At 45.1% G+C, this 17,232-nt stretch carries 14 protein-coding genes and 2 pseudogenes; 7 read left to right on the top strand and 9 right to left on the bottom strand.

Features of this window, described 5'->3' with window-relative positions:
* Window positions 1–170 precede the first annotated feature (170 nt).
* Both RIC07_RS20495 and RIC07_RS20490 read right to left on the bottom strand, forming a co-directional pair.
* Window positions 171–533, bottom strand: a pseudogene (locus RIC07_RS20495) (DUF4915 domain-containing protein); the annotation flags it as partial.
* 448 nt (window positions 534–981) lie between these two features.
* Window positions 982–1,470 carry a DNA-binding protein gene (locus tag RIC07_RS20490; protein WP_446396129.1) on the bottom strand — a complete coding sequence of 163 codons (489 nt, stop codon included), beginning with the start codon at window positions 1,468–1,470 and terminating at the stop codon, window positions 982–984.
* A 260-nt stretch (window positions 1,471–1,730) separates the two neighbouring features.
* On the opposite strand from RIC07_RS20490, the gene RIC07_RS20485 reads away from it, so the two are divergent.
* Together RIC07_RS20485 and RIC07_RS20480 are read left to right on the top strand one after the other, a co-directional pair.
* Window positions 1,731–2,858: an RRXRR domain-containing protein gene (locus tag RIC07_RS20485; protein WP_446396128.1), complete on the top strand. Its 1,128-nt coding sequence runs from the start codon at window positions 1,731–1,733 to the stop codon at window positions 2,856–2,858.
* Between the two features lie 6 nt (window positions 2,859–2,864).
* Window positions 2,865–3,047, top strand: a complete 183-nt coding sequence (locus RIC07_RS20480; protein ID WP_446396127.1) for a hypothetical protein — start codon at window positions 2,865–2,867, stop codon at window positions 3,045–3,047.
* Window positions 3,048–3,253: 206 nt separating this feature from the next.
* Here RIC07_RS20480 and RIC07_RS20475 read toward each other — a convergent pair whose 3' ends face one another.
* Window positions 3,254–5,692: a GH116 family glycosyl hydrolase gene (locus RIC07_RS20475; RefSeq protein WP_446396126.1), complete on the bottom strand. Its 2,439-nt coding sequence runs from the start codon at window positions 5,690–5,692 to the stop codon at window positions 3,254–3,256.
* 631 nt (window positions 5,693–6,323) lie between these two features.
* Between RIC07_RS20475 and RIC07_RS20470 the strand changes: the two genes are divergently transcribed.
* Window positions 6,324–6,614, top strand: a complete 291-nt coding sequence (locus RIC07_RS20470; protein WP_446396125.1) for a hypothetical protein — start codon at window positions 6,324–6,326, stop codon at window positions 6,612–6,614.
* Between the two features lie 257 nt (window positions 6,615–6,871).
* Window positions 6,872–10,855, top strand: a complete 3,984-nt coding sequence (locus RIC07_RS20465) for a magnesium chelatase subunit H (protein WP_446396124.1) — start codon at window positions 6,872–6,874, stop codon at window positions 10,853–10,855.
* A 286-nt stretch (window positions 10,856–11,141) separates the two neighbouring features.
* Here the strand turns inward: RIC07_RS20465 and RIC07_RS20460 are convergent, their stop codons facing one another.
* Window positions 11,142–11,291: a hypothetical protein gene (locus RIC07_RS20460; protein ID WP_446396123.1), complete on the bottom strand. Its 150-nt coding sequence runs from the start codon at window positions 11,289–11,291 to the stop codon at window positions 11,142–11,144.
* A 133-nt stretch (window positions 11,292–11,424) separates the two neighbouring features.
* Here RIC07_RS20460 and RIC07_RS20455 point away from each other — a divergent pair, with 133 nt between their 5' ends.
* The 3 genes from RIC07_RS20455 to RIC07_RS20445 all read left to right on the top strand — a co-directional run bounded on the left by RIC07_RS20455 (window position 11,425) and on the right by RIC07_RS20445 (window position 13,889).
* A complete protein-coding gene (locus RIC07_RS20455) occupies window positions 11,425–12,000 on the top strand; it encodes a transposase (RefSeq protein WP_446340130.1) in 576 nt (191 codons plus the stop codon).
* A gap of 34 nt (window positions 12,001–12,034) precedes the next feature.
* Window positions 12,035–12,610, top strand: a complete 576-nt coding sequence (locus tag RIC07_RS20450) for a Uma2 family endonuclease (protein ID WP_446396122.1) — start codon at window positions 12,035–12,037, stop codon at window positions 12,608–12,610.
* 157 nt (window positions 12,611–12,767) lie between these two features.
* Entirely contained in the window at window positions 12,768–13,889 is a 1,122-nt protein-coding gene (locus RIC07_RS20445; protein ID WP_446396135.1) for a PCRF domain-containing protein, read from the top strand.
* Window positions 13,890–14,221: 332 nt separating this feature from the next.
* Here the strand turns inward: RIC07_RS20445 and RIC07_RS20440 are convergent.
* The 5 genes and pseudogenes from RIC07_RS20440 to RIC07_RS20420 form a co-directional block, all read right to left on the bottom strand.
* Window positions 14,222–14,672, bottom strand: a pseudogene (locus tag RIC07_RS20440) (type II toxin-antitoxin system VapC family toxin).
* Window positions 14,660–14,881, bottom strand: coding sequence for a hypothetical protein (locus RIC07_RS20435; RefSeq protein WP_446345341.1), 222 nt, complete (start codon window positions 14,879–14,881; stop codon window positions 14,660–14,662). The pseudogene RIC07_RS20440 and the gene RIC07_RS20435 overlap by 13 nt, the downstream one beginning before the upstream one ends.
* Before the next feature lie 80 nt (window positions 14,882–14,961).
* The gene (locus RIC07_RS20430; protein WP_446396121.1) at window positions 14,962–15,261 is read right to left on the bottom strand and encodes a type II toxin-antitoxin system RelE/ParE family toxin; all 300 of its coding nucleotides are present in this window, start codon (window positions 15,259–15,261) and stop codon (window positions 14,962–14,964) included.
* A gap of 19 nt (window positions 15,262–15,280) precedes the next feature.
* Window positions 15,281–15,538 (bottom strand): type II toxin-antitoxin system ParD family antitoxin, encoded by a 258-nt coding sequence (locus RIC07_RS20425; RefSeq protein ID WP_446338456.1) that lies wholly within the window; start codon window positions 15,536–15,538, stop codon window positions 15,281–15,283.
* 324 nt (window positions 15,539–15,862) lie between these two features.
* Window positions 15,863–16,924, bottom strand: coding sequence for a DNA cytosine methyltransferase (locus RIC07_RS20420; protein WP_446396120.1), 1,062 nt, complete (start codon window positions 16,922–16,924; stop codon window positions 15,863–15,865).
* Between the last annotated feature and the right edge of the window lie 308 nt (window positions 16,925–17,232).

Below are 17,232 nucleotides of genomic sequence, written 5' to 3'. Positions count from 1 at the left end.
GTACAGAATTCGGTTCGGTCAAACTAACTTCTAAAAGCCGAAACGCCCTATTTTTCGTTCTCACTCTTCCTTGTCTACTGGTCTACCTGTCTTCCTTGTCTTGCCTAAACCCCCATCTTAAAAAACCTACCCTTGTGAGCTTTTGAAGGGGGGGTTAGGGGGGGATAAACCACCGCCACATCATGGACATCTAAGTCCCCTGTCACATAACCCACTTGCGGCACATAAAGACAGTCATACCCGTTGTGAACTTGTCCCGCTTCTAGAACATTTTCAAATCGCCACAACTGATAAAGTGAACTCAAATAAAGGGTGGAGCCATGAACACACAACCCCATACACCGCTCAAACGTGCGCTCAAAGATTGACAATTGTCCCGTTGGCTGTACTCCAATAAAAAATACCTTCCCAGCTTGATAGGTAGTAAAAGCTAGACTGAGATGTTGCTCAGTTAACCAAGCCGTGAATTGCCGAGAACCCGTTATTTCTAATGACGGGGAAGTCGTTGAAGAGAATGGCGATTGATGCACCATGAGCCGTGTACTCAATGAAAGCCACAAACGTTATCCGTTATTTATATTAGGAGTAATCGGCAAGGAAAAATGAGCCAACAGGACATCTTTACTGAATCTTCATACAGAAAGCCGAATTTTCTCTGTTTATATTAATAAATTTTAAACTTTGTCAATTTTATTGAAATATGGGCGACATTATTTTAATTAAATGGTACTAGAAAAAATACAACATTTACTCTGCCGCACATCTAAGCTGTTCGGCATTTAAACCATAACGTCAATAATTGTTCCCCTTCTGGTTGCGAACCAGCAAGCTAGCTACTAATATCTAACACACCCAGGGAGCGCGATCGCGAATTAATGCTGATATCCTTAACAATACTGACTCACCCAGGGGGCGCGATCGCGAATTAATCAAGAAAACGTTTCCTGTCTATCTGCTATCTTTAACGCGACTGGGTGCAAGTCAGCCAGAGCCGTCTTCCTGCCAAGAAATCACCCTGACGTCATAAAGCGTTTCGATCCAAACCTTAGCACCACATCTGGGACTATCGGGACGATAAACAACACGGCATCCTCCCGGTATTTCCACTTCATGACCATAGATATTCCGATTGCCCTTTTGGGGAGCCTGTTCCTTTACTCCAATCAGCGACCCAGAGTCGCACCACTTCTTCACCGTAATCACCGGCTGATGTGAGTTATGTTTTTGATTCTGTCGAATTCTGTGTGAATTAACGTGAATAATCGTTTGCGCTGGCTTTCGGGGATTGCGCCAACGCGGAGCCGGACCTCTTTTCCCTCGCTTAATCAGCGGTTTGCCATTAAATAGAGGCATTAACCACATTGTCCCGGTCTTGTAAGCCCCTTCCACTCTGCCCTGGAGCAGCAGGACTCGCAGTCGAGCTGTAGAGATATTTAAAATTTGAGCCGCTTCTGTTGTACCGACAATCATGTTAACTATAAGGATAGCGTAATAGTTGTCAACTACTCACGGTTACTTCGTTGAACCGTGAGCTTGGAAGAGTCAGCTTCCTCTAAAAGTTGTCTACCGCACTTAGTTTTTACTAAGTTCTGAGTTTCGATTGGGTACGCACGGTTGGATATTTTCCTAGTTCAGCCCTCTGCAAGACTCCTGATTGGGTCGCCTTAAGAGGGGACATCTTAATCGGAATGGCGGTAAGGAACAAGTAACTTTTGTAAGGATTATCTCCTATGCACAGTTCGGCTTCGCTCACTGTAAAACGAGTACCTGTAATTTCACCAGATGGGTGTCCGTTAATGCCCACCAAACCCTCAAGAGCCAGACGTTGGCTGAAAGATGGGAAGGCAAGAATCTATCCCAATGACCTGAACATTTTTGCCATCCAGCTACTCAATAAACCCTCTGGACAGAAAACTCAAGATGTGGTTATTGGCATAGATCCTGGCAAACTGTTTAGTGGTATTGGGCTTCAAAGCTCCAAGGCTACCTTGCTTAAACTTCATTTGATTCTTCCGTTTCCCAATGTCACCAAAAAGATGACAGCAAGGCGGATACTTAGAAGAGCTAGACGTGGACGCAGAATTAACCGCAAACTGCCTTATGACCAGCGGTGTCATAAAGCCAAACGATTTGACAACAGAGTCCAAAAGAAGCTGCCTCCTAGTATCAGGGCTAACCATCAACTGGAACTGCGGGTTGTCAAGGAAGCGACGCGATTATTCCCTATCTCTCACATTGTTTACGAGTACATAAAAGCTCGTGGCGACAAGGGTTTTAGTCCGGCAATGGTAGGTCAAAAAGTCATGTTGTCCTGGCTTGAGAAGCTTGCGCCAACAGCTACTCAGTACGGCTGGCAAACCTCCAATCTCAGGCAGTGGCTAAAGCTGACCAAGGAAAAAGCCGACAAGTCAAAAGCTGTGGAAGAAACTCACAGCAATGATGGTGTAGCACTGGCTGCTAGTCATTTTGTTAAGTGGAAAGAATGGCATTCCAGTAATGCACGAGGCGGCTATTGGGATGGTGAGGTGGTTGCCACTGTAGCCCCCTTCAAGGTGATAGCTAGACCCAATGTTTACAGGCGTCAGCTTCACTTCGAGAATCCCGACAGCCACAAACCTAACCCCAATCAATATCGAAAACGCAAGGGTGGAACGATAACACCGTTTGGGTTTTGTTCCGGTGACTTTGTTCAAGCTGAAAAAGCGGGACAGACCTACAGGGGTTGGATTGGTGGATATACTCGAACAACCAAGTCGAAAAATGTATCAGTATACGACCACAATTGGAAACGAATTGGACAATTCTCTCTTAAGAAAATCAAATTGCTTAAACGTTCATGCAAGTTATGCTCGGCTTAGGGGGAGATGTGTTGGACGCCTCCGTCCCTCCGGCGTCCCGCTGTCCCTCCCCAGGCTCAACGTAGTAGCCTGGGGACTCCCGCGAATACGTTGAGTAAGGTAGTCAGCAGTATACCAGTTATCAGAATTCAACCCAAGCCAAATCTACTTTCCCTGTGGGATAGCGATCGCCACTGGGCAGAACATTGACGTTTCTATGACTAAACAATTTCCCCCAAGCCTATTGGCAGGGGTTTGGTAACCCATTGGTGTCAACTTAAGCCCTAAAAGCAGGGGGAGCAGGGGGAGCAGGGGAAGCAGGGGAAGCAGAGGGAGCAATGTAGAGACGCGATGCGAGAAAGCTCAGGGTACTCATCCCATCCACACAATTGTGTAGTAAATTTATGCGGGGGACTTCAGCTTAAGGTTAAATAAACGCTCCAAATTGCCATCGCCCGGAGATAATGACCTGCCCGAAATGTGCCAATAGGTGTAATCGCTTCCGGGGTGCGGAATTGTAACCCATTTTCATAGACTTGTCTCACTACTGCTTCTGTCAATTTTAATGCTTCATCCTTCATTCCCAATTGAATTAAAAATGCCGCTAGTCCAAAATTAATTCCTGTCCATACCTCTAGGGGATGCGTCGCATCGGGATATTCGGGAGAACCATCGGGTTTTACGCCATTGGCTGCACCAAATTGGGCATTATGGAACTTTAAAAAACAAGACTCGTACACCGTTTTTAATGCCGACTGGGTGCATTCGGCGGGAACAATATCCGGTAATCCTAATAGTTTTACATAGAATTGACCACAAAGTTGATCTGCCATCACCACATCGGAATCACTGTCGCTATCCAGGCGATAATATTGACCATTCCAGAGTTTTTCTTGATAAATCGGTTTTGCCTGTTGTAGCCATTGCTGATAATCGTTTAGGGTTTGTTGAATTACCTCTGGATCAGGTAGATTAATGGAAAAAACCAAGGTGTAGTTGTCTAGGAGAATTTGGGCGATCGCGCTTCCGGCTTCTAAGGCGGCTAACCATAGTCCACCACAGTAAGCACTAACTCCCTGCAACTGCCAATCATCAAACGTCTGATCCGGTGCGCCTGAGTTTTCGGGAATCCCATCACCATCGTGATCAAAGGTTTTCAGATACGCCAGCGCCCTGACAATGGCTGACCAACATTCGGCTAAAAATTCAATATCCTTTGACCCCGTAAATACAAAAGTCCGATACACCTGCAAGACAAAATCACAGGGTAAATCTTTCCATTGATTACAATCTTGATAACTGGTATAGTTGGTTTTCTCCCACGGATGTTCATTCGCTGCGCCTAAATCGTGAGGTGTGGCATCAGCGGCTTTGCGAATTGCTGTGGCTTGATTGTATCCAATAATTCGCGGTGTATCATCACTCGTGGGAATTGCCTGGGCAAAGGCTTCCAGTACCGCTTTATCCAATCGCGACCACAACATTGCTAGAGCAAAAGACCCATACAGCCGCACATCTAAACTTTCGTACCAACGATAATCAAAGGATTCCAACACCCCAAATTGTCCCACCGGATTGCGCTCATTTGCCGCACTCCAAATTGTACCTCCAGCCGATAACAAATACAGTTCATTAAACAGCGCCATTTTAAACCAATTGGGTAAATCCTGACGCTGTAAAATTGGATTTTGCCAAGATGAAATTCGCTCTTGCCAAAGGTCAGAATGTTTAAGGGCGGTGCGAACTATTGACCAGGCATTATTCCCGGTGCGCCCAAAGAAATCGGTATAACGGCGGTAATATTTAACCCCAGCCGAAAACTCGGTTACAGGAAAATCCCAAGCGAGGATAAAGGGGATTTTCCGGGTTCTACCTGGGCGCAGTCGCACCCGTACCGCGATCGCACCCCCAATTTGTTCTCCGGGTTCAGCGGGGGTTTCATCTTGCACATCACTGAGACTTCCGTCACTGGCAAACGTATTCCACACCTGTGATCCATCGCCTGTGGGGTTCCAGCGACAGTGATAGAATACCTCCTGACTAGGATTCGTCACCGTGGCAAAACAGAGTTGCCCTTCGCCTTCCTCAATCTCATCCCGCAACCTCACCCGATCTAACAGACAACCCACGCGAAAATTATCCACAATCCATTGATTATAATTCCCGGTACTATTTCCCCAACGGGGTTGATACTCGTAAACCGGACTCCCATCATCCCTTACCTGAACTTGGGGATGCTTAATCGCATTAGTAAACCAGCCCACCATATTCTGCCAGGTGAGCATAATACTTAAGGTAATCGGCTGATCTGTGGGATTATGGGCAGTCCATTCAAACACCGCCACCGGATAACTGCTTTCCTGATAACAATCTGCCCAAATCGGGGAGAACTGTTGGCAGGTTAATTCCGTTTGAAATACATTCTCGTAGACAAACCAACTGCGAGGATAAAGGGCGTGATAGGTTCCCGTTGGTAGAGACGTTGCATGCAACGTCTCTACATTAGGCGACGTGGGATACCATTGCCATTTGCCCAGACTGCCATCCTCTGGGGGTTCGGTGCAAAGGGCATAGGCTTGGGCGTCTTGGTTTTCTGGCTGTTCAAAGACGCTAAACTGACAAGCTGGCAAAGATTTAAAGGTATGTTCTCCCCCATCCAGATGCCATAGATTAAAATCTCCCCGTGGCGATCGCCCCAAACAACCTGCGCCAAATCCACCTAAAGGCATACCATGCCAGGGTCCATCATCCAGATTACTGGCATAGCGTACAGTATAGGGATTCTCCCAGCCCTGTCCAATTGGACGGTGCCAGGTACTCTCAGGAATCGTTGGGCGCGGTGGTTGATAGATCATGTTTTAGATCTTACGGCGTAGTGGGTCGCTTGGACTATTTTGGATCAATCTGTAGAGACGCGCCATGTAGGGGCGGGTTTTACGACTATTTTTTCGGTTGCACAAGGGATGCGACTAAACCCGCCCCTTTCAAAGGTTGAGCGATTTCCTGTGAACCGTCCGAGCCATCTTTTGGAGCAGAAAAAGCGAATCATTTGCTGGTTTACCCTGTGGGAAGAAAGGGATCTAAAGAAGAGAGGGAGTCAGAATTGTCAACCTGGAAACTCTGATGCTATTGGAGTAGTTAAGCAAGAGGTTATTCAGATAATATTGATTTGATATAATTTTTAACAAAAATCAAATTTGATTTTGTTTCACTAACATCGTTAAGCACTAAGCCGTGAACTCAAGTTCCGGCTTAAAGCTAAAACCCGTTAAAACGGGTTAAAATGTCTAGTCAGCTTTAGCTGACTTTAGCTATCAGCCGGAAATTTATTTCCCGGCTGACCTATTGATTCTGAGAGTAAGGATCAAAGAAAATGCTATTTTATTGAAATCTTTAAAAAGTTAATTTTATTAAAATCTTATCATTGTAAATACTTATTAAGGAAAGGTGACTTATACCAAATCTGGGTTAGCCACCCCCTTTATAATGCTAGTCCGCGCAGGCGGACGCAAGGCAAGTGTAGCTGCGACTTTCTCCTCGCCATGGCAAAAAGGGGTTTACTCCTCCAGTGGAACGTCTGGGAGTCGGGGTTGTCTGCACCAGTACCGCCACTTATGTGGAAATGCGATCGCATCTAGCCAAGACAGCGCAACCACTAACCTCGCTGGGGATTCTGTGTCTTTGTGTCCCTGTCTACCAGAATTGCCAATATTATGTACCCACATGTACTCCAGTACATCTAGAACACTGAGTATAATTTTGCCCAGTTTGAGTTAAATGTAAATTTTTGTAAAAAATAGTTAGAGCGATTACTTCAATGAATGTAAATAAATGTAAAGTAAATTGAGCAACTTCCTATCGAATTGTGTCAAACGAGGGCGAAAACGCTGCATGGGTCAGCATTTTCTGGTAAAACCACTAAAAGTTGCCCTAACTGTAACGCCAAGCCGATTGTTCCCAAGGGAAGCCAAGCCAAACTTCCCTGGAACCCTATCAATGAGAAGAGAACACGCATCAAAAGGAGCTAGAACCGCATGTTCACTCACGTCAAGTCCACCATTCGTCACATCACCCCCGATGACCCCAAGAATCGTCACGTCCTGAAGGTGGTCTATGTCGTGCTAGAGCCACAATATCAAAGTGCTTTATCAGCGGCTGTCCGTTCAATTAATCAAAATCAGCCGGATATTGCCATTGAAATCAGTGGCTACTTAATCGAAGAACTCCGTGATCCGCAAAACTATGAGGCATTTGAGCAGGATATTGCCCAAGCGAATATCTTTATCGCCTCACTGATCTTTATCGAAGACTTAGCGGATAAGGTAGTCGCCGCCGTTCAACCCCATCGCGATCGCTTGGATGCGGCGGTGGTATTTCCCTCTATGCCACAGGTAATGCGCCTGAATAAATTAGGCAGCTTCTCCATGGCACAACTGGGTCAATCCAAGAGTGCGATCGCCCAGTTCATGAAGAAGCGTAAAGAAAAGTCAGGCTCATCCTTCCAAGATGGGATGCTGAAACTATTGCAGACGCTGCCGAAAGTCCTGAAATATATGCCAATCGATAAGGCACAGGACGCCCGTAACTTTATGCTGTCGTTCCAGTATTGGCTAGGGGGTTCCTCCCAGAACCTGGAAAACTTCCTGTTAATGCTGGCAGATAAATATGTGCTTAAGGGAAAAACCCTAGAATTTAAAGACCCGGTGGTTTACCCAGACATGGGTATATGGCATCCCCTGTCTACAAAGATGTTTGAGGATGTCAAAGAGTATTTCACCTGGTATAACAATCGCGACGATATCTCCGAAGATTTAAAAGACCCCTTTGCCCCCTGTGTGGGTTTAGTCCTGCAACGCACCCACCTCGTCACCGGGGATGATGCCCATTATGTGGCAATGGTACAGGAACTAGAAGCCATGGGCGCACGAGTTCTGCCCGTATTTGCCGGGGGACTGGATTTCTCCAAACCCGTGGATGCCTTTTTCTATGACACTCCCACGAGTAAGGGACAAGCCAATGTAACTCTAGTGGATGCGGTGGTGTCTCTGACCGGATTTGCCTTAGTCGGGGGTCCAGCGCGACAAGATCATCCCAAGGCGATCGACTCCTTAAAACGCCTCAACCGTCCCTATATGGTGGCATTACCCTTAGTCTTCCAAACCACAGAAGAGTGGGAAGGAAGTGATTTGGGATTGCACCCGATTCAGGTAGCCCTGCAAATTGCCATCCCAGAACTTGATGGCGCGATCGAACCGATTATCCTATCTGGACGAGATGGCACCACCGGGAAAGCGATCGCCCTTCAGGATCGGATTGAAGCTGTGGCGAAGCGGGCGCTGAAATGGGCAAGCCTGCGCCGTAAGCCGAAACTGGATAAGAAGGTGGCGATTACCGTGTTTAGTTTCCCGCCAGATAAGGGGAATGTCGGTACCGCCGCTTATCTGGATGTCTTCGGGTCGATTTATAAAGTCATGGAAGCCCTGAAGCATAACGGCTACGACGTGGAAGACTTACCCGAATCCGCCGAAGCCCTGATGCAACAAGTCATCCACGACGCCCAGGCGCAGTATGCCAGTCCCGAACTGAATATTGCCTACCGCATGTCAGTGATGGAGTATGAACGGTTTACCCCGTACTCCACCCGTTTAGAAGAGAACTGGGGTCCACCGCCGGGACATTTAAATAGTGATGGACAAAACCTACTGATTTATGGTAAGCAATTTGGCAATGTGTTTATTGGCGTGCAGCCTACCTTCGGCTATGAAGGCGACCCAATGCGGCTGCTGTTCTCCCGTTCCGCCAGTCCCCATCATGGGTTTGCCGCGTACTACACCTATTTAGAACATCTCTGGCAAGCTGATGCCGTACTGCACTTTGGGACTCACGGGTCATTGGAATTTATGCCCGGTAAGCAGATGGGGATGTCCGGGGATTGTTACCCGGATAATTTAATTGGTTCGATTCCCAATCTTTACTATTACGCCGCCAATAATCCCAGTGAAGCCACGATCGCGAAACGGCGCAGTTACGCCGAAACCATTTCCTACCTGACCCCTCCGGCGGAGAATGCTGGGTTATATAAAGGGTTGAAGGAACTGAATGAATTAATTGGGTCGTATCAAACCCTGAAAGACACCGGACGCGGCGTTCCGATTGTGAACACGATTATGGATAAATGCCGCTTGGTGAATCTGGATAAAGATATCGCCTTACCGGAAAAAGACGCCAGTGAACTGACCCCAGAGGAACGGGATACCCTGGTGGGGTTAGTCTACAAAAAGCTGATGGAGATTGAGTCGCGGCTGTTACCCTGTGGGTTGCATGTAATTGGTAAGCCGCCGACGGCTGAGGAAGCGATCGCGACTTTAGTCAATATTGCTAGTCTGGATCGTCCAGAGGAAGAAATCCTGAGTCTACCGCGAATTATCGCCAATAGCCTTAACCGGGATATCGACGAGATCTATCAAAATAACGACCGAGGTGTCTTAGCGGATGTACAGTTACTCCAAGACATCACCCAAGCCACTCGTGCGGCTGTGGCGGCGTTAGTCCAAGCCCAAACCGATGCCGAGGGGCGGGTGTCCAAGGTGACGAGTCTGAACTTCTTTAATATGCGGAAGCGTACCCCTTGGATAGAAGCGCTAATTGATGCGGGGTACTGTCAGGTTGACTCCGATGCAATTAAGCCCCTATTTGAGTATCTGGAATTCTGTCTCCAGCAAGTCGTCGCCGATAACGAACTCGGCGCGATGCTGAAAGCCTTGGAAGGGGAATATGTGCTTCCTGGACCCGGTGGTGATCCCATCCGCAACCCGGATGTATTACCCACGGGGAAGAATATCCACGCCCTTGACCCCCAATCCATCCCCACCACCGCCGCCGTAAAATCGGCAAAAATCGTCGTAGACCGCTTATTGGCGCGACATCGGGCGGAAAATGGCGGAATTTGGCCCGAAACCATTGCCTGTGTCCTTTGGGGAACCGATAATATCAAAACCTACGGGGAATCCCTGGCGCAAATTATGTGGATGGTTGGGGTGAAACCCGTTCCTGATGCCTTAGGGCGAGTGAATAAGTTAGAACTGATTTCCCTGGAAGAATTAGGGCGTCCCCGGGTAGATGTGGTGATTAACTGTTCTGGCGTATTCCGGGATTTGTTTATCAACCAGATGAATCTGTTAGATCAAGCTGTGAAAATGGCGGCTGAGGCGGATGAACCTCACGAGATGAACTTTGTCCGCAAACACGCGATGCAACAGGCGGAAGATATGGGGATTAATCTGCGCCAAGCGGCGACGCGGGTGTTCTCCAATGCGTCAGGTTCCTATGCCTCGAATGTGAATCTGGCGGTGGAAAATAGCACTTGGGAAAGCGAATCCGAGTTACAGGATATGTACCTAACCCGGAAATCCTTTGCCTTTAGTGCAGATAATCCGGGAACGATGGAACAGAATCGCCAGATTTTCGAGTCGTCGTTGAAAACGGCGGAGGCGACGTTCCAGAATCTGGATTCCTCGGAGATTAGTTTGACGGATGTGTCTCACTATTTTGATTCTGATCCGACGAAGGTGGTATCCACCCTGCGTCAAGATGGTAAAACTCCTGCATCCTATATCGCTGATACGACGACAGCAAATGCCCAGGTGCGGACGTTATCGGAGACGGTGCGTTTAGATGCGCGGACGAAGCTACTCAACCCGAAATGGTATGAGGGAATGCTGAGTCACGGCTATGAAGGCGTGCGAGAACTCTCGAAGCGGTTAGTTAATACCATGGGTTGGAGTGCGACGGCTGGCGCGGTGGATAACTGGGTATACGAGGAAGCTAATGAGACGTTTATCCAGGATGAAGCGATGCGGAAGCGGTTGATGAATTTGAATCCTCATTCCTTCCGCAAGGTGGTGTCCACGTTGTTGGAAGTGAATGGACGCGGGTATTGGGAGACGAGTGAGAGTAATCTGCAAATGTTGCGCGAGTTGTATCAGGAGGTTGAGGATCGGATTGAAGGGATAGAATAGTCGGTGATATGACGATTGTAGAGACGTTGCATGCAACGTCTCTACATAATGATCGGGGAAAACCCATAATCTTGCACAAAACAAATATTGGGTTGAATCCTATTAACCCACCAAGGATCAAAGGTTTGATATCTCCTCACCATCTGTAAACGCGATCGCACATTTTTCTGCGCTGATGTTATAGTCGGTGATATGACGATTGTAGAGACGTTGCATGCAACGTCTCTACACAATGATCGGGGAAAACCCATAATCTTGTACAAAACAAATATCGGGTTGAATCCCATTAACCCACCAAGGGGCAAAGGTTTGATATCTCCTCACCATCTGTAAACGCGATCGCACATTTTTCTGCGCTGATGTGATAATAGGAGAAATGCGCCTGTCTCAGATGGGGCAAATCGCCTAACAATTCTGGGCATATATTCCTCATCATAGTATCTATCCCGATTTGGATACCTACATGATCCTGCCCAACCATTTATATGGTATTGTGACAATTAACAATCCAAATGCATCATGTAGAGACGTTGCATGGAACGTCTCTACACCATCATCGGGACAAACCCATGACCCTGTACAAAGGCAAATATCGGGTTGAATCCACCCGATTACCCCACAGAGACTATGGCGCAAATGGCTGGTATTTCGTCACCATTTGTACACGCGATCGCACGTTTTTCTTCGGTGATGTCATATCAGGAGAAATGCGCCTATCCAAGATTGGGCAAATCGCCCAACAATGCTGGGCAGATATTCCTCATCATTGTGCCAATACTGATCTAGATGTTTATGTGGTCATGCCCAATCATTTACATGGCATTGTGATTATTAATAAACCTAATTCATCATGTAGAGACGTTGCATGCAACGTCTCTACATTCCGTGGCGACACGGAGTTCTATCGGGCAAGATCACAAATGTCTCCGAAAGCAGGTTCTCTGGGTGCCATCATTCGATCATACAAAGCAGCCGTTAGTCAGTGGTGTAAAAGGAATAATTATTCATCTTTTGGTTGGCAACCGCGATTTTATGACCACATCATTCGCGCTGATGGATCATTAGACCGAATTCGAGACTATATTATCAATAATCCGGCTAAGTGGGAAGATGACAAAGACAATCCCGCAAATTTGTGGATGTAATCGAATAACTTGCTTTCATGTCTCCTCAATCACTATGACTGCTTTAACCCTCAACCTACACTCAATCATTCAACTAACAGATGAGCAATTTGATCAACTCTGTCAGGACAATGAAACGCTCAGATTTGAACGTACTGCTACAGGGGAATTAATTATCATGCCACCTGTAGGGGGAGAAACGAGTAACCGTAATGCTGGATTAACTGCTCAATTATGGATCTGGAACGAGCAAAATAAATTAGGTAAAGTTTTTGATTCTTCTGGTGGTTTTAAACTACTGAATGGAGCGGATCGCTCTCCTGACGCTTCCTGGGTAAAATTGGAACGCTGGAATGCCCTAACTCCTGAGCAACAAAAGAGATTTCTTCCTCTTTGTCCTGATTTTGTGATTGAGTTACTTTCTCCGAGTGATAGCTTGAAAGACACTCAGGATAAAATGAAAGAATATTTAGAGAATGGTGTCCGCTTAGGTTGGTTAATTAATCAGAAACTGCGGCAAGTGGAAATTTATCGCCCCGGTCAAGAGATTGAAGTGCTTGAATCTCCTTCTACCCTTTCAGTGGAAACAGTATTACCTGGATTTGTCCTGAATCTTGATTCCATTTGGTAGTATTCAAGCTTTACTTTAATTTAAGATTACTTAAAACAGAATCGTTAATTTACGATAAGGAAATACGTCATGACTCAAGTCCCAGACATCAAGCAACAGCTAGAAATCTTGTCCTCTCGTTTAAATAAGGTGAGAGACTGTCTTTAACAATCCTGAACTGACAGCAATAATTCAATACCTAGAGCAGGTAGCCACTCAACCAGACCTTAGCAACAGAAGCCCTTCTTACCAAGAAGCACTCCAACAGCTTAGTAACTACCGACTCCAACTCCAGCATTTTGAGCAGTGGCAAGTTAGCTGGCAAGACCTCCAAGCTGCCTCATTATTGCTAGAGCAGGAAACAGATGAGGAGTTGTTGCAGGAATCGCAGGTACTGATTGCTCAACTGAATCGGGAACTAGAAAAATGGGAAATACAACAATTACTCTCTGATCCCTGTGACCAGAAGGGAGCCTTTCTAATTATTGAGGCAAAATCTAGAGATAAAAATTTTCAATTTTGGGTAATAGAGATAGTACGAATGTATGTTCAATGGGCAGAAAATTATGGCTATAGAATACGTCTAATTGACGTAATTCAGGGAGACTATAGGATAATATATCCAGTGGCTCATCAAGGGATAGATATAATCGATATAATTCAGAGAGATTATGGAGAAAATGCAAGGAATTGCCATGAATCTTTCACTCTGGAAATTTTTGGGCGTTACGCCTACGGTTATCTCAAAGCAGAAAAAGGAGAACATAGTCTGAGGTATAATTCACTTTTTCTTACTGGTGAGGAGCAGTACATATCGAGTGTCACAGTGGAAGTAATACCACTATTAGATGAAGATGGTGAGATTGATATTCCTCAGAAACACTTACAAATCACGATACCCTCCAAGGTTAGATGCTTAAGGATAACAGGGGTTATTTCCAGATGTGTGTTGGTGCAGATTTTGCATGTTCCAACAGGAATTGTTGTTTGCTCTTCACAGGAGCGATCTCAGCTACAGAACAGAGAAAAAGCTCTCATTCTTCTCAAAAGCAAATTGTTAGCTATTGCTCAAGCCCAAGGTGTGGGGGATATTAGTAACATCCGATGTGATTTAATTACAGGAGTATCAGAAGTCCCAAATGTTCGAGACTATCTGTGTACCAAATTTAGTGAGTCTCAGTGCTTAGAGGGGATAGTGCGGGATTGTCGAACTGGGGTGGAGACAACGTCAATTGATGATGTGATGAACGGCAAATTAGCTCCATTTATTCACGCTTATCTGCAATCAGCTTTGGATTGACCTACTGCTATTGTAAGCTGTCACGAATTTAAATTGGGAATATGAAATTATTCTCTACTGGAGGATGGTAGACCAGGCATTTATTGCCGAAGTGCGATCGCGTTTCTGCGTCGGTGTATGCGATCGCGTCTATCTTTTCCGAAGTTCGATCGCTCTCCACTAAAAATCAAGCTCTCAATTCTTCTAACCCACCTTCCGCACGTCAAGTTGTAGTATGCCAAGTAGTACGGAAAAACTGGATAGCTTGGCGAACTTTTTACGTATAAATACTTAGATTTTTCAGTTTTTATGTTCGCCAAGCTACCCACAAGGCGTAATCATCACGTATTACATTATGAAGTGCGGAATGTGGGTTCTAACACCAAAACTGCCAACCCTGGTAAAGAAGGTAAACGCGCATCATTAGTCAAAAAAAACAAAGCACCTTGACGAATTGCTGTAGCCATTTGAATTGCATCAGGCGTTCTCAAATTGTAAGCTGCCCGGAGTTGTGAAGCTTCCTCAGCAATAGCTACAGACACTTCGATAGTCGTCAAACCTTCTTCATTAAACAAGATGTCACGATATTGTTGAGCCAGTATTGTGTTCCCTCGCCGTAGAGGATAAACTAGCACTTCTAAAAAAGTTATCACCCTCGGTTACAACCCTAAACTCACCGCGCACCATTGCCTCAAAAAAAGCGTCAGTCATCTCCAAGTAAGTCGGATTTTCCTCTATAAAGTAAATCAGTGGCGCACTATCCAAACCAACGACTTGCCCCTGTAACTGGGCTATCCATTCCATGAGTCTCGTTCCTGATTAACATAGTCTTGAGCATCCATGCCATTCCAAATTTCTTTACCTAGCCCTCGCAACTCCAAGATGCTACGTTTGGGCTTAGGTGCTAAAGTCACTCGTTGATGAATTAAGCTGAACAATTCTTCTATCAGCTGCATTTGCTCATCAGGAGTAAGGTTTTCCGCTAGACGACGTACTTCATGATAAGTAGACATATACTTTCTGTTGTAATGCTCTTGCCCTAAGTCCAATATACACAGAGCGATCGCCTTTGTGACTCAGTGGATGCGATCGCTTAGTCTTGATCATCTTCCCGAAATAGCGCCTCCAGATCGCGATAACCGCCCACTACCCGCATCACCTCGATTACATTTATAACCAGACGATAAAAAATTAGATAATCCTCTAACGGTACACTCCGCAAGCCAGGATAGAGTTCATCTCGTTGACGTCCCATTCGGGGGAACTGAGATAGCATTTTGAACTTCGTGTCAATCTTCTCAAGAAAACGCTCTGCCGTTTCAATACTTCCTTTCTGGGCGAGATAGTCCATAATACTCTCTATATCTCGGCTTCTGTCGATGTAATTCGGCAAACATTGCTCATCAATTAGCCTAAGCGCGACGCTGTTGCAATTTCTCTTGCAGCCCAATTATAACGGTTTCTGCGTCTAACAATTCGCCTCGTTCAGCCTCTTCAACTCCAACCATAATCTCGCGGCGTAATTCCTCAAATCGTCCTTGATAAAGATTTTCTCGTTCCTGTAGCAGCTTAATACCAGCCAAGAAGACTTCATCAGTAGAGGCATACTTGCCGCTAGCAACCTGATTGTTGATAAACTGTTCCAGTTCTGGTGGCAATGTAATTGGCATACTAAAATCAGCTTTGGATTAACCTGCTGCTATTCTAACGCGATCACATCTATACTTTCCCGAAGTGCGATCGCGCTTACTTTCAGTGGATGCGATCTTTCCCTGTTCGACGGTAGGGGCGCACAGACGTGCGCCCTTTATTATTGTCGTGCATCCTATATTTAACCAACTATAAGATCACAGCAATACTCAGTCTACTAAAATCGCGCGTTGGCGAAGCCTGTTCCTACAGAACGTATCGCACAATACCCAATCAACAGGCGGTTGCGATCCCTAAATGCAAATGCCTTATTCTCTCATTTTTATTGTGATTCATAAGCGTAATCACGGTATTTGTAATTCAATAAACTTTTCTTCCTTTTTAGCCATAAAATTATTATCATTCTCTTCTTTCTGACTACCAATAAATATTTGTTCCTTTAATTGATAAGCAATTTCAGAAACCATGGGAATGCAAACTGAGTTTCCCACTTGCTTATAACATTCTCCTAAATTATTGTGGAGTTTAAAATCCTCAGGAAATCCCATAATCCTATAACATTCTTTAATCGTCAATTTGCGAACGGCGTTTTCTTCAGGAAGATAAATAAAGAATCGCCCCGATGTCTCTTGAGAAGGTATTGTAGGATGTATGCCTTCTACTGAATAAATTCTATTAGGTTGATGGTGAACCCTAGATAAATGATGAGTATTGGGTCTAACTCCTTTTTTCCAAATACTCTTATTATTCCGATATCCTACGAAAATTAATCCCGATTGCTGTTGTTTGGGTTGATCTATTAAGGTATAGCTGTCCGGCTCTAAATATTCAAAATTATCAGAATCGGATAGAAAATTTCTTAATTTCGCTCTAGAATTTATTGTTTTCAATTTATTAAAATTAAATTCTTTGTTCTTGGTAGCAACAATAATTATTCTTTCCCGGTTTTGGGGTACTCCAAAATCTTTAGAATTCAGCAGACTATAATTGACTTTATATCCCAAATCTTCTAAAGAGTACAAAATCACCTTTAGCGTTCTACCTTTATCTTGATGCATTAAATGTTTTACATTTTCCAGGAGAATAACCGAAGGTTTTTTTGCTGCGATTATTTCGCAAATGCGAAAAAACAATGTACCTCGTGTATCCTGAAAACCTCTTCTTTTACCACATATACTAAAAGGCTGACAAGGGAATCCCGCCGTTAAAACATCAAAAGCAGGAATACTATTAACGTCTATTTTTGTGATGTCACCTGCGGGTTTATCTGAAAAGTTATTAAAATATACTTCCTGACACTTGGGATCGATTTCACAAGAATATACGCATTCATAGCCCGTTCTTTCAAAGGCAATTCTAAATCCACCAATTCCAGCAAATAAATCAATAAATTTAATTTTTTCCATCCCTGTTTTTCAGCAAGTTTGATTCTCTATTATAAAACATGGTTGCACGTTCACGAAGCCCCAACAGGCACCAAAGAAAATTATCCAGTCAATACGGCTCCGTTAAGACATCTAAAATCAGCTTCAGATTAACCGACTGCTATTCTAACGCGATCGCGCTTACTTTCAGTGGATGCGATCTTTCCCTGTTCGACGGTAGGGGCGCACAGACGTGCACCCTTTATTATTGTCGTGCATCCTATATTTAACCAGCTATAAGATCACAACAATACTCAGTCTACTAAAATCTCGCGTTGGCGAAGCCTGTT

Origin of the sequence: Coleofasciculus sp. E1-EBD-02, from assembly GCF_040218245.1 — a bacterium.
Lineage (GTDB): Bacteria > Cyanobacteriota > Cyanobacteriia > Cyanobacteriales > Coleofasciculaceae > Coleofasciculus.
This window is presented reverse-complemented; position numbering and strand designations above follow the sequence as displayed.